Below are 20,478 nucleotides of genomic sequence, written 5' to 3' on the forward strand. Positions count from 1 at the left end.
AGTATAGCAACCGCACGCCTGGGCAGTGCCGCCTTAACGCCTTCAGACGGCAAGCGACTGCTCTTCGCTGCCAACGGTAAAAGGTAATCCCAGTTTCGGCGCACTAAAACGGTTATCACCGCTACATTTCTGCAAATCGGTAGTTGTTAATATTAAGTTGAATTTATCTTTTAATTTTTTACTCTGTGTTAAGTTAAATTACCCAATCTTTGAATATATTCAACATCAAATAAACAGTCTTAATACATATTAAATTAACTTAACCCATTATTATTATAATTATTTACTTTAAGCCATTTTAATTGATTTGCCTGAAGTCAGATATTGTGTAGAATTTAACCATAAGATTATTCTTAGCTAAGATTAAAATCTGATTTCTGATATTAAAACCATTGTTTTTATAAATGACACGACAAAAAATTACGCATCAGCGAGCACTTTGCTGATAATTTCGCTAATTAGTTAGCGCCAGGCTTGCATGTCAAAAATCTTCACCAGGGATTGCCGACATGCTCAAATATAAAGTTTAATGTAATGAAAATACTGACTTTTTTACCAGTGTTGCTGACGCTATTGCTGTCAGGTTGCTCCGTGGGAAAATATGAGTACAGCAGTGAAGCCATGAAGCATGTGGATATGAATTTTACCGGTATTCCCACCGTGCTGGGCGTCGGAATGCTGGGCAGCAGTATTCCGATTACGCCGGAATATAGCCTGACGGCCGCTCATGTCGCTAAATATTCCGTGCAACGTGTTAAAGCTTATCATCCTTATTGCGACATTGCCGTTATCTATCATAAAAATGATATCAAGGATTTACCTAAGTTTCGCAACAGCGAAATTGGCGACCCAATCAAAATGTATGGCTACAGTTTTATTTCTGCGATGCCAGTGGAATCATCAGGCGTTAATTTAACCCGAACCGGTATTCGTAATAGCTGGAATAAGCGCCCATGCGTGGCAATGGCGTCCAATGCTGGCGTAGTAAAAGGGATGTCAGGTGGAGCGGTGTTTAACAGTGATGACACCATCGGCGGGGTGATCGTGGGTTACACGTCGAAAGTGAAAAATCGCGCCAACAGTCAATCAGTACTGAAGGATGTTTCACTGTATATCCCGTATGCTAACTTTAAGCAGTGGCTGGAAGAAACCACCTCGTCGTAAACCTGCGGGATTAAAGGCCGCATTGCAGATGCGGCCCGGCAAAAGTTACAAAAACGGCTTAACGTCGCCTACCCCTTCGCGGATAACCACCGGGGCATCATCAGTAAGATCGATAACAGTTGTCGGCTGCTGCCCCAAAAAACCGCCATGAATAATCAGATCGACCACTTTACCAATGCTGTCCTGGATCTCTTCCGGATCGGACTCGGTAAAATCGTTGCCCGGTAGCATTAATGACGTCGACATCATGGGTTCATTCAACGCTTCAAGCAGTGACAGCGCGATGGGATTAGACGGCACGCGCAAACCGATAGTTTTACGCTTTTCATTCATCAGGCGGCGCGGCACCTCTTTGGTCGCCTTGAGAATAAAGGTGTAGTTGCCTGGGGTGTTATTTTTAATCAGGCGAAAAGCACTGTTATCAACGTGGGCATAAGTCGAAAGCTCCGAGAGATCGCGACACATCAGCGTGAAGTTATGATTGCCATCAAGCTGACGAATGCGGCAAATCCGCTCCATCGCGTTTTTGTCTTCCAGCTTACAGCCCAGTGCATAACCGGAATCGGTGGGATAAACAATCACCCCGCCTTTATTCAGCATCTCAACCGCCTGTTTCACCAGACGCGGCTGCGGATTTTCCGGATGAATATAAAAAAATTGACTCATAACAAACCTCTTGTCGCCCTGTTATCCGGGATGATTACTGCGCAATATCCGGGTAGCGTGTCCAGATAGCTTCAACGCCTCCGGGCAGCCATAACTTTTTCCCCAATTCAATCCACGGACAGGGTTGGTGGAAATCGGAGCCTTGCGATGCGGCCAGTTGATAGTGCTGAGCATATTGCGCCAGCTGGCTTCGCTCCTGAGGTGGCTGCTGACACTGCGCCACTTCCATCGCATCGCCTCCGCACTCGGCAAAGTACGCTATCAACCGTTTCAGCCACTTGGTCGACAATCCATAACGACCGGGATGCGCCAGCACCGCACGACCTCCGGAATGATGAATTGCATCAATGGCTTGTTCTATTGTACACCACTGTGGCGGCACGTAACCGGTTTTGCCACGCGCCAGGTAGTTTTTAAAGATTTGCGCCATCGTGGTGCCTTTACCCTGTTCAATCAGGTAACGGGCAAAATGGCCGCGCGTGATTGCCCCCCCGTCGGCCAGGCGCTGTGCGCCTTCCAGAGCGCCAGGGATCTGCGCTTTCTCCAGTCGTTCAGCCATCAACTGCGCGCGCGCCAGGCGACGATCGCTTTGCGATTGCAGGAACTGAATCATTCCTGCATCGTGAATATCGATACCCAGACCGACGATATGAATTTCATGATTTTCCCATAGCGTCGATACTTCAACACCGCTGATAAGCTGTAGCGGCAGCTGATGCTGAGCAATGGCGGCTTGCGCCGGGGCAATACCGGCGATAGTGTCGTGATCGGTTATCGCCAGCACTCCCACCCGCATTTCGGTCGCACGCAGTACCAGCGCTTCAGGGCTGAGTAATCCATCAGATGCAAGCGTATGACTGTGGAGATCGTAAAGCGGAAAATTGCTGAGGGGCGTTGCGGCTGTCAAAACTACTCCGGGACACTAAGAATTTGTGCCGCCATCATAACGACAATTAGCAACGAGGGAAAAAGAGTATTGACATTTTTCTCACGAACCAGTTAACTAGTACACAAGTTCACATGCGGGGTATCACGAAAATGACTTCTTATAATACGAATATGCATAGCTGGTGGCGCACTTCTCCCTGACAGGGCGACGTCGTCATGCACATTCCAAGGAATTCAGTGCAGATACCCGAGCCCGCCGAAAGCGGGCTTTTTTTTGAGCTATACCAACAGAGATATCATCATGCCAATTGCGAAACCTACATTGAAGTTGATTACCGGCAACGCGCCTTATCGCGAAGATCCGGCCGCAGTGTTCCATCAGTTATGCGGCGCACGCCCGGCAACTCTGCTGCTCGAATCCGCCGATATCGACAGCAAAAAAAATCTGAAAAGCTTGCTGATTGTCGACAGCGCGCTGCGCATTACCGCACTGGACAAAACCGTTACCTTGCAGGCGCTGTCGGAAAATGGTCGGGCGCTGCTGCCGCTGCTGGATGCCGCGCTGCCTGCGGAAGTGGATAACCAGATTCGCCCGGACGGCCGCGTCCTGACCTTCCCGGAAATCGATCAGTTGCAGGATGAGGACTCGCGCTTGCAGTCACTGTCAGTATTTGACGCGCTGCGCCTGTTCCCGACGCTGGTCAATACTCCAGCCGAAGAGCGTGAAGCGATGCTGCTCGGCGGTCTGTTTGCCTATGATCTGGTCGCCGGCTTTGAAGCACTGCCGACGCTGGAAAATCAGCAGCGCTGCCCGGATTACTGCTTCTATCTGGCGGAAACCCTGCTGGTTATCGACCATCAGACGCAAACCTCACGGCTGCAAGCCAGCCTGTTTGCGCCATCCACCGCTGAGTTTCAGCGTTTGCAGAGCCGTATTGAGCAACTGCATGGTCAGATGCTGCAACCTGCGCCAGCGCTGCCGGTCCAGCAGGTTGAAAAGATGTCACTGAGCTGTAATCAGAGCGATGAAGAGTACTGCAATGTGGTGCGTAATATGCAGGAAGCGATTCGCATTGGTGAGATTTTCCAGGTCGTACCATCGCGCCGCTTTTCACTGCCCTGCCCGTCGCCGCTGGCCGCTTATGACACGCTGAAAAACAGCAATCCAAGTCCGTATATGTTTTTTATGCAGGATCAGGATTTTTCGCTGTTTGGCGCTTCGCCGGAAAGCTCACTGAAATATGAAGCCACCGACCGTCAGATAGAAATCTACCCGATTGCCGGTACTCGCCCCCGCGGTCGTCATGCCGATGGTTCACTGGATCGCGATCTCGACAGCCGTATCGAACTGGAAATGCGTACCGATCATAAAGAGCTGGCAGAACACCTGATGCTGGTCGACCTGGCCCGCAACGATCTGGCGCGCATCTGCGAACCCGGTAGCCGCTATGTGGCTGACTTAACCAAAGTCGACCGCTACTCGTTTGTGATGCATCTGGTATCACGGGTGGTTGGAAAACTGCGTGGCGATCTGGATGTGCTGCACGCCTATCGCGCCTGTATGAATATGGGCACCCTGAGCGGCGCACCGAAAGTGCGGGCGATGCAGCTGATTGCCGCCGCTGAAGGCACGCGTCGCGGCAGCTACGGCGGTGCGGTCGGCTACTTCACCGCGCAGGGCGATCTTGATACCTGCATTGTCATTCGCTCAGCTTATGTCGAAGACGGCGTGGCAACGGTGCAGGCGGGAGCGGGCGTGGTGCTCGATTCCAACCCACAAGCCGAAGCGGACGAAAGCCGCAATAAAGCGCGTGCGGTACTGCGCGCAATCGCTACTGCTCATCACTGCACGGAGATTTTCTGATGGCCGACATCCTGCTGCTCGACAATATTGACTCCTTTACTTATAACCTCGTCGACCAGTTACGCGCCTTTGGCCATAACGTGGTGATTTATCGTAACAATGTGCCAGCCGACACGCTGATCGACCGGCTGCAAAAGATGGAAAAGCCGGTGCTGATGCTGTCACCTGGACCCGGCGCACCTGCTGAAGCCGGATGCATGCCCGAACTGCTGCAACGCCTGCGCGGCCAGTTGCCGATTATCGGTATCTGTCTGGGCCATCAGGCAATTGTTGAAGCCTATGGCGGCCATGTCGGCCAGGCGGGAGAAATTCTGCACGGGAAGGCTTCCGCCATTGAACACGATGGTGCAGCCATGTTTCAGGGGCTGAGTAATCCGTTGCCGGTGGCCCGCTACCACTCGCTGGTAGGCAGCAACATCCCGGAAGAATTAACGATTAACGCCAGCTATAACGGCATGGTAATGGCGGTGCGCCACGACGCCGATCGCGTCTGCGGTTTCCAGTTTCATCCTGAGTCAATTCTGACCACTCAGGGCGCACACCTGTTAGAACAGACCCTCGACTGGGCGCTGGCGTAATCTAAGGAGAATCCGATGCACGATATTCTGGAAAAACTTTATCAGGCGCAAACCCTGAGTCAGGCAGAGAGCCACCAGCTGTTCTCCGCAATTATTACTGGTCAGCTGGAACCGACCCAGCTTGCTGCCGCATTGATTGCGATGAAAGTCCGCGGTGAGCGCCCGGAAGAGATAGCCGGTGCCGCCTGCGCGCTGCTGGAAGACGCCAAGCCCTTCCCGCGCCCGGATTATCTATTTGCTGATATCGTCGGTACCGGCGGTGACGGCAGCAACAGCATTAATATTTCAACCACCAGCGCCTTTGTCGCCGCCACCTGTGGGCTGAAAGTCGCGAAACACGGCAACCGCAGCGTCTCCAGCAAATCGGGATCGTCTGACCTGCTGGCGGCACTGGGGATTAACCTTGATATGCCAGCGCCACAGGCACGCCAGGCGCTGGATGATCTGAACGTCTGTTTTCTGTTTGCGCCGCAGTATCACACGGGCTTCCGCCATGCGATGCCGGTACGCCAGCAGCTGAAAACCCGCACGCTGTTTAACGTGCTTGGCCCGTTAATCAACCCGGCGCGTCCACCGCTGGCGGTGATTGGCGTCTACAGTGCTGAACTGGTGCTGCCGATTGCCCAGACGCTGAAAGTGCTGGGTTATCAACGCGCAGCGGTGGTGCACGGTGGCGGCATGGATGAAGTAGCGCTGCACAGCGCCACGCAGGTTGCCGAGCTGCGCGACGGTGAAATCACCCACTATCAGCTGACGCCAGAAGATTTTGGTCTGAGCTTCCATCCGAAGGAAGCACTGGCGGGCGGTACCCCGGAAGAAAATCGTGACATTCTGACGCGATTACTTCAGGGTAATGGCGAGCGCGCCCATGAAGAGGCGGTAGCGGTTAACGTCGCGATGCTACTCAAGGTCTTCGGCAATGAAGATTTACGTGAAAATGCCCAGCGCGCACTGCAAGCGATTCGCAGTGGTCAGGCCTGGGAGCGCGTCGTCGCACTGGCAGCAAGAGGATAATCATGCAGGAAACCGTACTTAATAAAATTGTTCAGGACAAGGCCATCTGGCTGGAAGCACGTCAGGCACAGCAGCCGCTGGCCTCCTTTCAGCAGGATGTGGTTCCGGCGAGCCGCAACTTTTATGATGCATTGCAGGGAGCGCGTACCGTTTTCATCCTTGAATGCAAAAAAGCCTCGCCATCGAAAGGGGTGATTCGCGACGATTTTGATCCGGCAACCATTGCTGGCGTCTATAAGTCGTATGCCTCGGCGGTATCGGTATTAACCGATGAGAAATATTTTCACGGCAGCTTCGATTTTCTGCCGATTGTCAGCGCGGCGATCACCCAGCCCGTGCTGTGCAAAGACTTTATCATCGATCCTTACCAGATTTATCTGGCACGTTATTATCAGGGCGATGCGATTTTACTGATGCTGTCGGTACTGGATGATGAGCAGTATCGTCAGCTGGCGGCGGTGGCACACAGCCTGAAAATGGGCGTGCTGACCGAAGTCAGTAATGAAGAAGAGCTGGAGCGCGCCATCGCGCTGCAGGCAAAAGTGGTCGGCATCAATAATCGCGACCTGCGCGATCTGTCGATTGATCTGAATCGCACCCGTCAGCTGGCTCCGCGCCTGTCGCACGGCGTCACGGTGATCAGCGAGTCCGGCATTAACCGCTATGCGCAGGTGCGTGAGCTGAGTCACTTCGCCAATGGCTTCCTGATTGGCTCGGCGCTGATGTCGGAAGACAATCTTGAAGCCGCGGTACGCCGGGTTCTGTTGGGTGATAACAAAGTCTGTGGCCTGACACGCACTGAAGATGCCGTTGCGGCATATCAGGCAGGCGCAATCTATGGCGGTCTGATTTTTGCCGCCGGTTCACCGCGTCAGATCGGCCTGCCGCAAGCCGCTGAACTGGTGGCCGCGGCGCCGTTAAAATTCGTTGGCGTGTTCCGCAATCAAACCATTGATGAAGTCGTCGCGACTGCTCAGGCGCTGTCGCTGCACGCGGTGCAGCTGCACGGTGCGGAGGATCAGGCGTATATCGATGCGTTACGCGCGCAGTTACCGGCCACGGTGGAGATCTGGAAAGCGCTGAGTGTGCAGCAGAGCCTGCCCGCGCGCGACCTGAAACAGGTTAACCGCTATGTATTCGATCATGGTAACGGCGGTAGCGGCCAGCAATTTGACTGGTCATTGCTGGAGGGTCAGCAGCTGGACAATGTGCTGCTGGCCGGTGGCTTAAGCGCGGATAACTGTGTCGCCGCCGCGCAACTCGGCTGTGCCGGGCTGGACTTTAACTCCGGTGTGGAAAGCGCGCCAGGCATCAAAGACAGCGCCAAAATCGCCGCCGTATTTCAGACCCTGAAAGCCTATTGAGAGAGATAAGATGACATTACTGAACCCCTATTTTGGCGAATTTGGCGGTATGTATGTGCCGCAGATTTTGATGCCAGCACTGCGCCAGCTGGAAGAAGCCTTTGTCAGCGCACAGCGCGATCCTGAATTTCAGGCCCAGTTTACCGATCTGCTGAAAAACTATGCCGGTCGCCCGACCGCGCTGACCCTGTGCCAGAACCTGACCAAAGGGACGAAAACTCGTCTCTATTTGAAGCGCGAAGATCTGCTGCACGGCGGCGCGCACAAAACCAACCAGGTGTTAGGTCAGGCTCTGCTGGCAAAACGGATGGGTAAAAGCGAAATTATCGCTGAGACCGGCGCGGGTCAGCATGGCGTCGCCTCGGCACTGGCCAGCGCCCTGCTGGGGCTGAAATGCCGCATTTATATGGGTGCGAAGGATATTGAGCGCCAGTCGCCGAATGTGTTCCGTATGCGCCTGATGGGTGCCGAAGTCATACCTGTACACAGCGGTTCAGCAACGCTGAAAGATGCCTGTAACGAAGCGCTGCGCGACTGGTCCGGCAGCTATGAAAACTCGCATTATATGTTGGGTACTGCCGCTGGCCCGCACCCCTATCCGACCATCGTGCGTGAATTCCAGCGCATGATTGGTGAAGAGACCAAAGCACAGATACTCGAGCGCGAAGGTCGCCTGCCGGATGCAGTGCTGGCCTGTGTGGGTGGCGGCTCAAATGCCATCGGCATGTTTGCCGATTTTATTGATGACGCGGAAGTTGGCCTGATTGGCGTTGAGCCGGCGGGTCACGGAATTGAAACCGGTGAACACGGCGCGCCGCTGAAGCATGGCCGGGTTGGTATTTACTTCGGTATGAAAGCGCCGATGATGCAGACCGAAGATGGTCAGATTGAAGAGTCTTATTCGATTTCTGCCGGTCTCGACTTTCCGTCCGTCGGCCCGCAGCATGCCTATCTGAACAGCATTGGCCGCGCTGAATACGTGTCCGTTACCGATGATGAAGCGATGGACGCGTTTAAGACGCTGTGCCGTGCCGAAGGAATTATTCCGGCGCTGGAGTCGTCACACGCCTTAGCGCACGCGCTGAAAATGATCGCTGAAAACCCGGAAAAAGAGCAGCTGTTGGTGGTTAACCTTTCCGGCCGTGGCGACAAAGATATTTTCACCGTTCACGACATTCTGAAAGCGAAGGGAGAGATCTGATGGAGCGTTATCAGCAATTATTTAACCGTCTTGACGCAGCGAATCAGGGGGCTTTTGTTCCTTTTGTTACGCTGGGCGACCCCACTCCCGAGCTGTCGCTGAAAATCATCGATACGCTGGTTGAGGCTGGGGCAGATGCACTGGAGCTGGGGATACCGTTCTCCGACCCGCTGGCTGATGGCCCGACGATTCAGGGTGCCAACCTGCGCGCCTTTGCAGCGGGTGTTACGCCGGCACACTGCTTCGAAATGCTGGCAACCCTTCGTCAGAAATACCCGGATTTACCGATTGGCCTGCTGATGTACGCCAATCTGGTGTTTTCCAACGGCATTGATAACTTTTATGCGCGCTGCGCAGAAGTCGGCGTTGATTCGGTGTTGATAGCCGATGTGCCGGTGGAAGAGTCAGCGCCCTTCCGCCAGGCTGCATTACGCCATAATATCGCACCGATCTTTATCTGCCCGCCGAATGCCGATGACGATCTGCTGCGGGAAATATCCTCGCATGGTCGTGGCTATACCTATCTGTTGTCACGTGCCGGGGTGACCGGTGCTGAGACCCGCGCCAGCCTGCCACTCAAGCATCTGGTCGACAAACTGCGTGAATATCACGCGGCACCGCCGCTACAAGGCTTTGGCATTTCTGAACCTTCTCAGGTAAAAGAAGCGATTGCCTCCGGTGCTGCCGGTGCGATTTCTGGCTCGGCGATTGTCAAAATCATCGAGCGAAACCATGCCAGTCCGGATGTGTTGCTGGCTGAATTACACCAATTCGTCAGTAGTCTGAAAGCCGCCACGCGTTAATCCGCTCTGAATAATGCCTTTTATTTCAAAAGGCATTATTCCAAAAGCTTGTCGCCAATAATAATCAATCACTTACTCAGCCAGCAATAAATCATCAGTTAAACCCTGACAAATAGTTAATCAGCGCTTCATTTAAGATATATTTAACTTAGTGACATCATTAACCACAGAAAACACCCTGTGTCAGATAAGATATTTCTATCTTTATTTATTATCCTCAGCAAGCATTGATCAACATCTGTATCGCTATATATTTCCCTCCTCATAGATATGGAGTGCGAATATGTTTTACCCTAATTTTAAATTTAAGCGCACGCGCTTACTTTCGGCTGGCGTATTAATGCTGGCTTCCACTGCCGCCTGGTCACAGGGAAATAATCTGTTTGCCGACACACAGGTAACGGCAGCGATGCAAAATTATCACTACGGTGAACCGGGAACTACGCAAGCTGTTCACTTTATGGACGCCAGCGCAGCCATGGTTTCTGCTAACAGCCAAATTATTGCGCTGGAAGTCGAACCAGGAGTGGTGGTCAACGCCTACCAGCAGCAATTTAAAGACAACAATGACGGTACCCGCGTCTGGATTGGCGTAGTCAGCGATACGGCCCATCCTTCCATCGAGGAGTCAGCCCTGAATGAGGTCATTCTGGTAAGTCATGGCGACAACGTTACCGGCAGCATCAATGTTAATGGCCAGCTGTATATGATTGATCCACTGGGTGATGGCACCCACGCGATTATCAAAACAGACCCCAGCAAAATTGCTGAGGACGAAAACGATACCATTGAGGAGTCTTCAGCCCATAGCACGGCTGATGAATCGAGCAGCGACGAACACGACCATTCAGAGCATGAAAATACCCAGGCCATGGGTGACGTGAACACGAAAAATGCCCCAATACAAATACGCGTAATGGTGGCAACCACAAATCAGTTACGCGCCAGAGTCGCTGATGTGCCGGGCAGAGTTGCCTGGGCAATTGCCGACGCGAATAACGGTTTCAAAAACAGTAAAATCAATATTGAGCTGGTTAACGCCGGTATTTTTAATGCAAATTATAATGAATTAAGTACTATTGCTGCCATGCTCAGCCAGTCGCGAAATACTTCCGACCCGGTGTTTGGCGGTCCTGTGCATCGCTTCCGCGAAGAGAATCGTGCCGATTTGGTTGTGACATTAGTCAATCAGGTGCGTGGCTCAAGCTGTGGGCAGGCCCAATTTAACGCAAATAAATCCAATGCTGTGAGTGTTACCTCCGAAACCTGCCTGTCAGGGCGCACTTTCGCCCATGAAATCGGCCACAACCTCGGCGCACATCACGATCCCGGCAATACCAACAACTCCACTTATTCTTACGGTCACGGTTATCAGCAACAAACGGTGAGACCCTACTTCGCCACCGTTATGGCTTATCCGACCTGCAAAATTAATGCGTGTCCGAGAATCAATTATTGGTCGAATCCTGATGTCACGTACGAAAATATCCCTATGGGCACAGCCGCTCGCCATGATAACGCCCGGGTACTAAACCAGCGTGCGCAGACGGTGGCCAACTTCTACCCACCGATGACTCACTGGATACAGTCGGGCGAACTGGTTGGGAACGGCACTTTACCCGCCAGGCAGTTTTTCACTATCCAGCTGAAAAATAAAACCACCGGCCAGGTTATCTACTCCCTCGACAGCGTAATTGTTGATGGCAATATGAACGCCTGGCCCACCGCTACGGCCAGGGAAATTAATAGTCACTTCCCGGCTAATACCCTGCGCGCCGGTGAAATGGACAGCAATGGCAGTATCAATGTAATCGTGGGATCAAGCTATCGCAACAAGCTCTGGGTACATGATAGCCTCTCCAGCCAGAACCAGGTGGAGCTGACGCGCCATACTTACGCTGAGACACATAACCAAAAATGGGTGAGCATCGCTGGCATTGAATCTGCTGAGCAGGCAGGTACGCCCGGCACGCAAAAGCTGGCGCTGCTGAAAAACAGCCAGGATAATCAGGAAGTGGCCCGCGTGTCGCTTCTGTTAACCGAAAGCAACGCCGGTGCCTGGAGCTGGCCGGAGCAGCTGGCCCGCGCGGTTAACGCCAGCAATACCCAGGAGATGCGCGCCGGTGAAATCCAGGCCAATGGCTCCATTGCCGTTGCCGCGGGCAGTTCGTACCGTAACCAAATCTGGGTTCCGCTGGCCAAACGCCAGGCGCTGACCGCCAGCATAGAGACGGTCAGCGCCGCCCCTGTCAGCTGGAATCAGACCGGCGCACTGCTCGGATCGGCCGACCTGCCCGCACGTCAGTTTTTCCAGGTGCAGCTGACGAATCTGGCCTCTGGCAAGATGCAGTCCGCCTTCAGCCTGCCGTTCAGCAATACCAGCATGTATCACTGGCCGACAGAAATTGGCGAGGCGATTAACAGCCGACTGTCTGCCAATGAAGTCCGCGCCGGTGAGAGGGACGCTGCCAGCGGCGTTATCACCCTGATCAAGGGTAGCCACTATCGCAATAATCTCTGGATCTCGTCCATCCTCGACGGAAAATTGCAATTGCAGATCAACCAGGGAACCTACGGCGAAGCGCTGGGCGACAAGTGGGTCAGTAAATACAACCATAACGAGCTCGATGCCACGCCGGGCACCACCAAGGTGGTCATCGTGCGCAATTCCACCACCCACTCGATTGTGAAGGAAGTGAAGCTGCCGATTACCAGCGCCAACTTTGGCCGTTACCAGTGGATATCCGATCTGACCCGTGCGCTTAACGCCGAAACGCCAGCGACGCTGCGTGCAGGTGAGATGCAGGCTGACGGCACCCTTCAGTGGATAGCCGGCAGCTCCTATCGCAACCATATCTGGCTGCCGCTGGCGCAAAACGACCAGTTAACCGTGACCATTGAAACCCGCGATGCCAGCGGCAATCTGGTTAATTAACACATCGTCGCTGATTAGCAGCCACGCTGCCGTAAAGAGTTAAGCTATTTAATCTGACCTGATGTTCAGGCTGGCCGGGGCACTCCCGGCCATTTAACTCCAATTATTTTTAGCAACGTACTCATCAAGAACCTTCCCTTCGCAAACAGAGATTATTCTGGCTTCTGCTGTCAGCATTGAGGGCGACCTGTATATGATTACACTGCTGGCAGAGGGCAATTACGCCATGATTAAAACTTACTTAAACGATCGCTTATTTAATATTTATTTTGCTTACATTAATTTTCACAGAAACCACCCGCCATCAATCAGGACTTTTCTGTTTTTAGTTAATTGCCGCGCAGAGCATTGATCAAACTTTGCATACAGATATATTTCACACTTCTAATAAACGAGGTGTAAAAATGTTTCTCCCGAATTTTAAATTAAAGCGCACGCGCTTACTTTCGGCTGGCGTATTAATGCTGGCTTCCACTACCGCCTGGTCACAGGAAAATCAGCTGTTTGCTGAAACCCATTCGATACTGGACACCAAAAAAAATATCTTTACTGAAAGCCCGGCGACGGAATCGGTTAATTTTATCACTGTCCGCGCCGCACTGGTTGCCGCCAGCACCAAAGATATTGCCCTGGAAGTTGAGCCGGGCCTGGTCGTTACCGCACATCAGCTCGATTTTAAAGACAATGCCGACGGCACCAGCCTCTGGAAAGGGACTCTCGGTGAGCCTGCCCAGATGTCTGATGAAGAGTCAGCCAAAAACGAAGTTCTGCTGGTGCGCAACGGTAACAATATCACCGGCATCATCACCGTTGACGGCCAGCAGTATATGGTTACCCCAATGGCAGATGGCAATCACGCCATTGTTAAAACCGACGCCAGTAAGTTTCCTGACTATGGCGACGATGGCATCGAAGATCATTCGGCTCACGGTCATGAACACAATCATGGCGCAACAGCTGACGCCAGCGATGATCAACACCGTGCTGACCACAGCGAAGATAATGACGTCAGCACTCAGAATTACCCAATTAAAATCCGCGTGCTAACGGCATCGACCAGTAATGCCCGTATCAAATACCCTGATACGCTGGCGCTGGCTAACCTGTCGATTGCACGCACCAACGAAATCTATAAACGCAGTAACGTCAATATTGAATTAATTAACGCCGGTATTCTTGACCTGAATTACAATGAAAATGGTACGCTCGCCGCCGGCCTGCTGTCGCTGATGACGAATACAAGCTCTGCAATCGGACAACCTATTCAGAAGATGCGTGATGAGAGTCTCGCTGACTTAGCGGTTCTGTTTAGCCAGGTTAAAAACGTTTGCGGCGTAGCACATCAGAATGCCAACAAAGCCAGGGGCTTGAGTGTGGTAAATGGGGATTGCTCTGTCACCAATAACGCCTATGCCCACGAAATAGGCCATAACATCGGCGCCACGCATGAAGCTGGATACCGACACACTACCACGCCGCGATTCTATACTGTCATGTCCACTTCATGCTCAGGCTGCTCCGCAATACAAAACATTTCAAATCCTAATGTGACCTGGATGCATATTCCCACCGGCACAACCAATCAGCATAACAATGCCCGGACGCTAAATAACCGTGCCCAGAACGTCGCGAATTTTTACCCGGCTCCTGCGACCTGGGTACAGTCGGGCGAGCTGACAGGCAACGGTGACTTGCCCGTCAGGCAGTTTTTTGAGATCCAGCTGAAAAACAGAACCACCGGCCAGGTACTCTATTCTCTCGACAAGGTGGTCGACGGCCGGGGTATGTACCAGTGGCCAGCAGAAACGGCCGCGGCGATTAATGCCTATTTCCCCGCCAATACCGTGCGCGCCGGTGAAAGAGACAATAATGGCGACATTCATTTCATCCCGGGCTCAAGCTATCGCAACAAAATCTGGATCCACAACAGCTTGTCCGGCCAGAATCAGCTGCAGATGACCCGACGCACCTACGCCGAAACCGATAATCAGAAATGGTTTACTGTCGGCGTAATCAGCTCCGATGAACAGGCTGCCGTGCCCGGCACGCAAAAACAGGTCGTCCTGAAAGAAAGCCAGACCGATCAGGAAGTCGCCCGCGAGTCGCTTCTGATAACCGAAAGCAACGCCGGTGCCTGGAGCTGGCCGGAGCAGCTGGCCCGCGCGGTTAACGCCAGCAATACCCAGGAGATGCGCGCCGGTGAAATCCAGGCCAATGGCTCCATTGCCGTTGCCGCGGGCAGTTCTTACCGTAACCAGATCTGGGTTCCGCTGGCCAAACGCCAGACGCTGACCGCCAGCATAGAGACGGTCAGCGCCGCCCCTGTCAGCTGGAATCAGACCGGCGTCCTGCTCGGATCGGCCGACCTGCCCGCACGTCAGTTTTTCCAGGTGCAGCTGAAGAATCTGGCCTCTGGCAAGATGCAGTCCGCCTTCAGCCTGCCGTTCAGCAATACCAGCATGTATCACTGGCCGACAGAAATTGGCGAGGCGATTAACAGCCGACTGTCTGCCAATGAAGTCCGCGCCGGTGAGAGGGACGCTGCCAGCGGCGTTATCACCCTGATCAAGGGTAGCCACTATCGCAATAATCTCTGGATCTCGTCCATCCTCGACGGAAAATTGCAGTTGCAGATCAACCAGGGAACCTACGGCGAAGCGCTGGGCGACAAGTGGGTCAGCAAATACAGTCATAACGAGCTCGATGCCACGCCGGGCACCACCAAGGTGGTCACCGTGCGCAATTCCACCACCAACTCGATTGTGAAGGAAGTGAAGCTGCCGATTACCAGCGCCAACTTTGGCCGTTACCAGTGGATATCCGATCTGACCCGTGCGCTTAACGCCGAAACGCCAGCGACGCTGCGTGCAGGTGAGATGCAGGCTGACGGCACCCTTCAGTGGATAGCCGGCAGCTCCTATCGCAACCATATCTGGCTGCCGCTGGCGCAAAACGACCAGTTAACCGTGACCATTGAAACCCGCGATGCCAACGGCAATCTGGTTAATTAACCTGTCGCCGCTGATTATCAGTCACGCTGCCGTAAAGAGTTAAGCTATTTAAATCTGACCTGATGTTCAGGCTGGCCGGGGCACTCCCGGCCATTTAACTCCAATTATCTTTAGCAACGTACTCATCAAGAACCTTCCCTTCGCAAACAGAGATTATTCTGGCTTCTGCTGTCAGCATTGAGGGCGACCTGTATATGATTACACTGCTGGCAGAGGACAATTACGCCATGATTAAAACTTAGTTAAACGATCGCTTATTTAATATTTATTTTGCTTACATTAATTTTCGCAGAAACCACCCGCCATCAATCAGGACTTTTCTGTTTTTATTTAATCGCCGCGCAGAGCATTGATCAAACCTTGCATACGGATATATTTCACACTTCTAATAAACGAGGTGTAAAAATGTTTCTCCCGGATTTTAAATTAAAGCGCACGCGCTTACTTTCGGCTGGCGTATTAATGCTGGCTTCCACTGCCGCCTGGTCACAGGAAAATCAGCTGTTTGCTGAAACCCATTCGATACTGGACACCAAAAAAAATATCTTTACTGAAAGCCCGGCGACGGAATCGGTTAATTTTATCACTGTCCGCGCCGCACTGGTTGCCGCCAGCACCAAAGATATTGCCCTGGAAGTTGAGCCGGGCCTGGTCGTTACCGCACATCAGCTCGATTTTAAAGACAATGCCGACGGCACCAGCCTCTGGAAAGGGACTCTCGGTGAGCCTGCCCAGATGTCTGATGAAGAGTCAGCCAAAAACGAAGTTCTGCTGGTGCGCAACGGTAACAATATCACCGGCGTCATCACCGTTGACGGCCAGCAGTATATGGTTACCCCAATGGCAGATGGCAATCACGCCATTGTTAAAATCGATGCCAGTAAGTTCCCTGACTATGGCGACGATGGCATTGAAGATCATTCGGCTCACGGTCATGAACACAACCATGGCGCAACAGCTGACGCCAGCGATGACGAACACCGTGCTGCCCACAGCGAAGATAATGACGTCAGCACTCAGAATTACCCGATTAAAATCCGCGTGCTAACGGCATCCACCAGTAATGCCCGTATCAAATACCCTGATACGCTGGCGCTGGCTAACCTGTCGATAGCACGCACCAACGAAGCCTACAAGCGCAGTAACGTCAATATTGAATTAGTTAACGCCGGTATTCTTGACCTGAATTACAATGAAAATGGTACGCTCGCCGCCGGCCTGCTGTCGCTGATGACGAATACAAGCTCTGCAGTAGGAGCGCCTATTCAGAAGATGCGTGATGAGAATCTCGCTGACTTAGCAGTTCTGTTTAGCCAGGTTAAAAACGTTTGCGGCGTTGCACACCAGGATGCCAACAAAGCCAAGGGCTTAAGTGTGGTAAATGGGGATTGCTCTGTCACCAATTACACCTATGCTCACGAAACAGGCCATAATATCGGCGCCACGCATGAAGCTGGATTCCAGCATACTGTCACGCCAAGATTCCGTACAGTTATGGCTAACGATTGCTCACCAACCTGCTCCAGAATACAAAACTTCTCGAATCCGGATGTCACTTACATGAACATTCCCGCCGGCACAACCAATCAGCATAATAACGCCCGGAGGATGAATAACCGTGCCCAGAACGTCGCGAATTTTTATCCTGCTCCTGCGACCTGGGTACAGTCCGGCGAACTGACAGGCAATGGTGACTTGGCCGCCAGACAGTTTTTTGAGATCCAGCTGAAAAACAGAACCACCGGCCAGGTCATCTATTCTCTCGACAAGGTGGTCGACGGCCGGGGTATGTACCAGTGGCCAGCAGAAACGGCCGCGGCGATTAATGCCTATTTCCCGGCCAACACCGTGCGCGCCGGTGAAAGAGACAGCAATGGCGACATTCATTTCATCCCGGGCTCAAGCTATCGCAACAAAATCTGGGTCCACAACAGCTTGTCCGGCCAGAATCAGCTGCAGATGACCCGCCGCACCTACGCCGAAGCTGATAATCAGAAATGGTTTACTGTCGGCGTAATCAGCTCCGATGAACAGGCTGCCGAACCCGGCACGCAAAAACAAGTCGTCCTGAAACAAAGCCAGACCGATCAGGAAGTGGCCCGCGAGTCGCTTCTGATAACCGAAAGCAACGCCGGTGCCTGGAGCTGGCCGGAGCAGCTGGCCCGCGCGGTTAACGCCAGCAATACCCAGGAGATGCGCGCCGGTGAAATCCAGGCCAATGGCTCCATTGCCGTTGCCGCGGGCAGTTCTTACCGTAACCAAATCTGGGTTCCGCTGGCCAAACGCCAGGCGCTGACCGCCAGCGTTGAGACGGTCAGCGCCGCCCCTGTCAGCTGGAATCAGATCGGCGCCCTGCTCGGATCGGCCGACCTGCCCGCACGTCAGTTTTTCCAGGTGCAGCTGACGAATCTGGCCTCTGGCAAGATGCAGTCCGCCTTCAGCCTGCCGTTCAGCAATACCAGCATGTATCACTGGCCGACAGAAATTGGCGAGGCGATTAACAGCCGACTGTCTGCCAATGAAGTCCGCGCCGGTGAGAGGGACGCTGCCAGCGGCGTTATCACCCTGATCAAGGGTAGCCACTATCGCAATAATCTCTGGATCTCGTCCATCCTCGACGGAAAATTGCAGTTGCAGATCAACCAGGGAACCTACGGCGAAGCGCTGGGCGACAAGTGGGTCAGCAAATACAGCCATAACGAGCTCGATGCCACGCCGGGCACCACCAAGGTGGTCACCGTGCGCAATTCCACCACCCACTCGATTGTGAAGGAAGTGAAGCTGCCGATTACCAGCGCCAACTTTGGCCGTTACCAGTGGATATCCGATCTGACCCGTGCGCTTAACGCCGAAACGCCAGCGACGCTGCGTGCGGGTGAGATGCAGGCTGACGGCACCCTTCAGTGGATAGCCGGCAGCTCCTATCGCAACCATATCTGGCTGCCGCTGGCGCAAAACGACCAGTTAACCGTGACCATTGAAACCCGCGATGCCAACGGCAATCTGGTTAATTAACCTGTCGCCGCTGATTAGCCGTCACGCTGCCGTAAAGAGTTAAGCTATTTAAATCTGACCTGATGTTCAGGCTGGCCGGGGCACTCCCGGCCATTTAACTCTGGTTGTTTTTAAAGTGATGTCATCATCAGAAATTTCTCCTCGAATTAGAATCTGCCTTTTACATCCTGTTCAAATAAGCGTCATCCTGGATCCAATCGAGATTTGATTCAAAAAACGGTAACTGATTCTTAATAACAGCTGGCGTGAGTTTTCCAGGCATAAAATGCTTTGCTCCACGATAAGGCACTCTTTCCTTTCTCTTTTTTTATCTCTGTTATTTGTACATTTAACTATTCTGTCCGACAATCATTGAGGCTGCCGTTATCTGTGACGGTGCTATCCATTGATACAGACAGGGAGATAAACAATGAAGTTATTTAAAGTCGTAAGTGGTGCAGTTATCGCGGCAGTGGTTGCACTGGCAGTCAGTGCCTGCGCCCCGACACCAACGAAAGAAGGCACCGGCGGTTATTTTGATGACTCCGTCATTACCACCAAAGTGAAAACCCAGCTTCTGCGCGAGGATTCATTGAAATCCACTGAGATCAATGTCGAAACCTTTAAAGGCCGCGTGCAGCTAAGTGGCTTTGTCGCCTCACCACAGATGGCAAACCGCGCAGTGGAAGTGACCCGCACGGTCCCAGGCGTCAAATCAGTAGTTAACGATATGCAAATCAAGTAGCAGATACGCTGAGATTAATCTGGCCGGGATTTACCCGGCCTTTTTTTTCGTCGCCCCACCCTGCGCACAACAATAACCGGCTAATTATCCTCTGTCGCGCAATCGCAGACTCGGCATGGCGCTGGCATGGTTCACAATGTTAAATAAAACTTATTGAAATAGTGCCATTTCTGGTCAATATTGAAGCTGCTGCGCTGTGCGGCGGAATAAGGAGACTGTCATGGGTTATTACGTGATCAAAAGAAGCAAATCGACGGTTAAAACAGAATTCTACTTTGTACTGAAAGCGTCTAATGGCGAGGTGATCGCCACCAGCGAGATGTACACCTCAAAACAAGCGGCTCACAATGGAATAAAGTCAGTGCAGCAAAATGGACCAACCAGCGATATTCGTGATGAGAGTTAATCGCTCAGTCTGACAGCGAAAAAAGGGCAAATATTGCCCTTAAAAAGTGATTAGCTGGCATGAAATTTTTATCGAATAAATCAGAAACGGTAGCCAACGCCAAAGAAGAACACCCAGGGATCGATACGGGTTTTGATATTCTGCTGTTCGTCACCAGCTTTAAATTTCACTTCGGTATCGATATCCATATACCAGAGCGACATATTCAGCATCCAGTCAGGATCGATTTGATAATCGAGACCGACCTGCCCGGCCAGACCCCAGGAATTTTTAACACTCAGATCGCTGAGACCGGCATCACGCCCGGTCTGATTGAAGTCGGCATCGTAAAAGGTGGTGTAGTTAATCCCCGCGCCAATATAGGGACGCGCTTTACTGCTGCTGTCGAAAAAGTACCATTGGGCCATCAACGTTGGCGGTAGCTGTTTCACTTCAGCCAGGTTACCGGTAGCCGCCAGGCCAACCCGATGACGGAACGGCGTTGCCGCCAGCAGTTCGACACCGATATTATCGGTAGCCATCCAGGTAAAGGTCAGGCCAAGTTGGGTGTTGTTATCAACACTGAACGAGCCCATACCCAGCACATTATCCGACCCTTCTGTCGGACGTACCGTCGCCGAACCGGCACGCATAAAAAAATCACCCGCCTGATGCGCACTTGCTATCACTGGCATTGCTGCTGTTAATGCCAGGACTACCGCTGCCAACTTCATAACCACTCCTGTTGTTATCACGTTGTATTTGCTAGCTCTTTTGAGGTCTTCTTAATTATTGCGCGGCACATACTGACAGCAGAATTGCAAAAGATCATGTCAATCAATTGTTTCATATCCCTTAACAGTCGA

At 52.5% G+C, this 20,478-nt stretch carries 13 protein-coding genes, 1 pseudogene and 1 other annotated feature; of the genes and pseudogenes, 11 read left to right on the forward strand and 3 right to left on the reverse strand.

The annotated features are described in order from the left end of the window. The first annotated feature begins 534 nt into the window (after positions 1–534). Positions 535–1,164, forward strand: a complete 630-nt coding sequence (locus RIN69_RS12510; RefSeq protein WP_313852173.1) for a serine protease family protein — start codon at positions 535–537, stop codon at positions 1,162–1,164. 45 nt (positions 1,165–1,209) lie between these two features. Here RIN69_RS12510 and RIN69_RS12515 read toward each other — a convergent pair whose 3' ends face one another. Beyond that, positions 1,210–1,830 (reverse strand): L-threonylcarbamoyladenylate synthase, encoded by a 621-nt coding sequence (locus RIN69_RS12515; RefSeq protein ID WP_313852174.1) that lies wholly within the window; start codon positions 1,828–1,830, stop codon positions 1,210–1,212. Positions 1,831–1,864: 34 nt separating this feature from the next. Beyond that, positions 1,865–2,737, reverse strand: a complete 873-nt coding sequence (gene rnm, locus RIN69_RS12520) for an RNase RNM (protein ID WP_313852175.1) — start codon at positions 2,735–2,737, stop codon at positions 1,865–1,867. Between the two features lie 155 nt (positions 2,738–2,892). Next, positions 2,893–2,994: a sequence feature (Trp leader region), on the forward strand. A 25-nt stretch (positions 2,995–3,019) separates the two neighbouring features. On the opposite strand from rnm, the gene RIN69_RS12525 reads away from it, so the two are divergent. From RIN69_RS12525 to RIN69_RS12570, 10 genes and pseudogenes are all read left to right on the forward strand, one after another. Beyond that, positions 3,020–4,582: an anthranilate synthase component 1 gene (locus tag RIN69_RS12525; RefSeq protein WP_313852176.1), complete on the forward strand. Its 1,563-nt coding sequence runs from the start codon at positions 3,020–3,022 to the stop codon at positions 4,580–4,582. Next, positions 4,582–6,174: pseudogene (trpD, locus tag RIN69_RS12530) on the forward strand (bifunctional anthranilate synthase glutamate amidotransferase component TrpG/anthranilate phosphoribosyltransferase TrpD). Before RIN69_RS12525 ends, trpD begins: the two are co-directional and overlap by 1 nt. A gap of 2 nt (positions 6,175–6,176) precedes the next feature. Next, positions 6,177–7,538, forward strand: a complete 1,362-nt coding sequence (gene trpCF / locus RIN69_RS12535) for a bifunctional indole-3-glycerol-phosphate synthase TrpC/phosphoribosylanthranilate isomerase TrpF (RefSeq protein WP_313852177.1) — start codon at positions 6,177–6,179, stop codon at positions 7,536–7,538. Between the two features lie 10 nt (positions 7,539–7,548). Next, positions 7,549–8,739 carry a tryptophan synthase subunit beta gene (trpB, locus tag RIN69_RS12540; protein ID WP_313852178.1) on the forward strand — a complete coding sequence of 397 codons (1,191 nt, stop codon included), beginning with the start codon at positions 7,549–7,551 and terminating at the stop codon, positions 8,737–8,739. Next, positions 8,739–9,542 (forward strand): tryptophan synthase subunit alpha, encoded by an 804-nt coding sequence (gene trpA / locus RIN69_RS12545; RefSeq protein ID WP_313852179.1) that lies wholly within the window; start codon positions 8,739–8,741, stop codon positions 9,540–9,542. The genes trpB and trpA overlap by 1 nt, the downstream gene beginning before the upstream one ends. 283 nt (positions 9,543–9,825) lie before the next feature. Continuing rightward, positions 9,826–12,477, forward strand: a complete 2,652-nt coding sequence (locus tag RIN69_RS12550; protein WP_313852180.1) for a M12 family metallo-peptidase — start codon at positions 9,826–9,828, stop codon at positions 12,475–12,477. A gap of 404 nt (positions 12,478–12,881) precedes the next feature. Further along, complete coding sequence (locus RIN69_RS12555; RefSeq protein WP_313852181.1) at positions 12,882–15,488, forward strand: zinc-dependent metalloprotease family protein; 2,607 nt, start codon at positions 12,882–12,884, stop codon at positions 15,486–15,488. A gap of 405 nt (positions 15,489–15,893) precedes the next feature. Continuing rightward, on the forward strand, positions 15,894–18,503 hold the full coding sequence (locus RIN69_RS12560; protein ID WP_313852182.1) for a reprolysin-like metallopeptidase: 2,610 nt from the start codon (positions 15,894–15,896) through the stop codon (positions 18,501–18,503). 409 nt (positions 18,504–18,912) lie between these two features. After that, on the forward strand, positions 18,913–19,227 hold the full coding sequence (locus tag RIN69_RS12565; protein ID WP_313852183.1) for a BON domain-containing protein: 315 nt from the start codon (positions 18,913–18,915) through the stop codon (positions 19,225–19,227). Positions 19,228–19,447: 220 nt separating this feature from the next. Beyond that, entirely contained in the window at positions 19,448–19,633 is a 186-nt protein-coding gene (locus tag RIN69_RS12570) for a YegP family protein (protein WP_313852184.1), read from the forward strand. Between the two features lie 80 nt (positions 19,634–19,713). Here RIN69_RS12570 and ompW read toward each other — a convergent pair whose 3' ends face one another. After that, positions 19,714–20,346: an outer membrane protein OmpW gene (ompW, locus tag RIN69_RS12575; protein WP_313852185.1), complete on the reverse strand. Its 633-nt coding sequence runs from the start codon at positions 20,344–20,346 to the stop codon at positions 19,714–19,716. Between the last annotated feature and the right edge of the window lie 132 nt (positions 20,347–20,478).

This window comes from Winslowiella toletana, from assembly GCF_032164335.1.
GTDB classification, from domain to species: domain Bacteria; phylum Pseudomonadota; class Gammaproteobacteria; order Enterobacterales; family Enterobacteriaceae; genus Erwinia; species Erwinia toletana_A.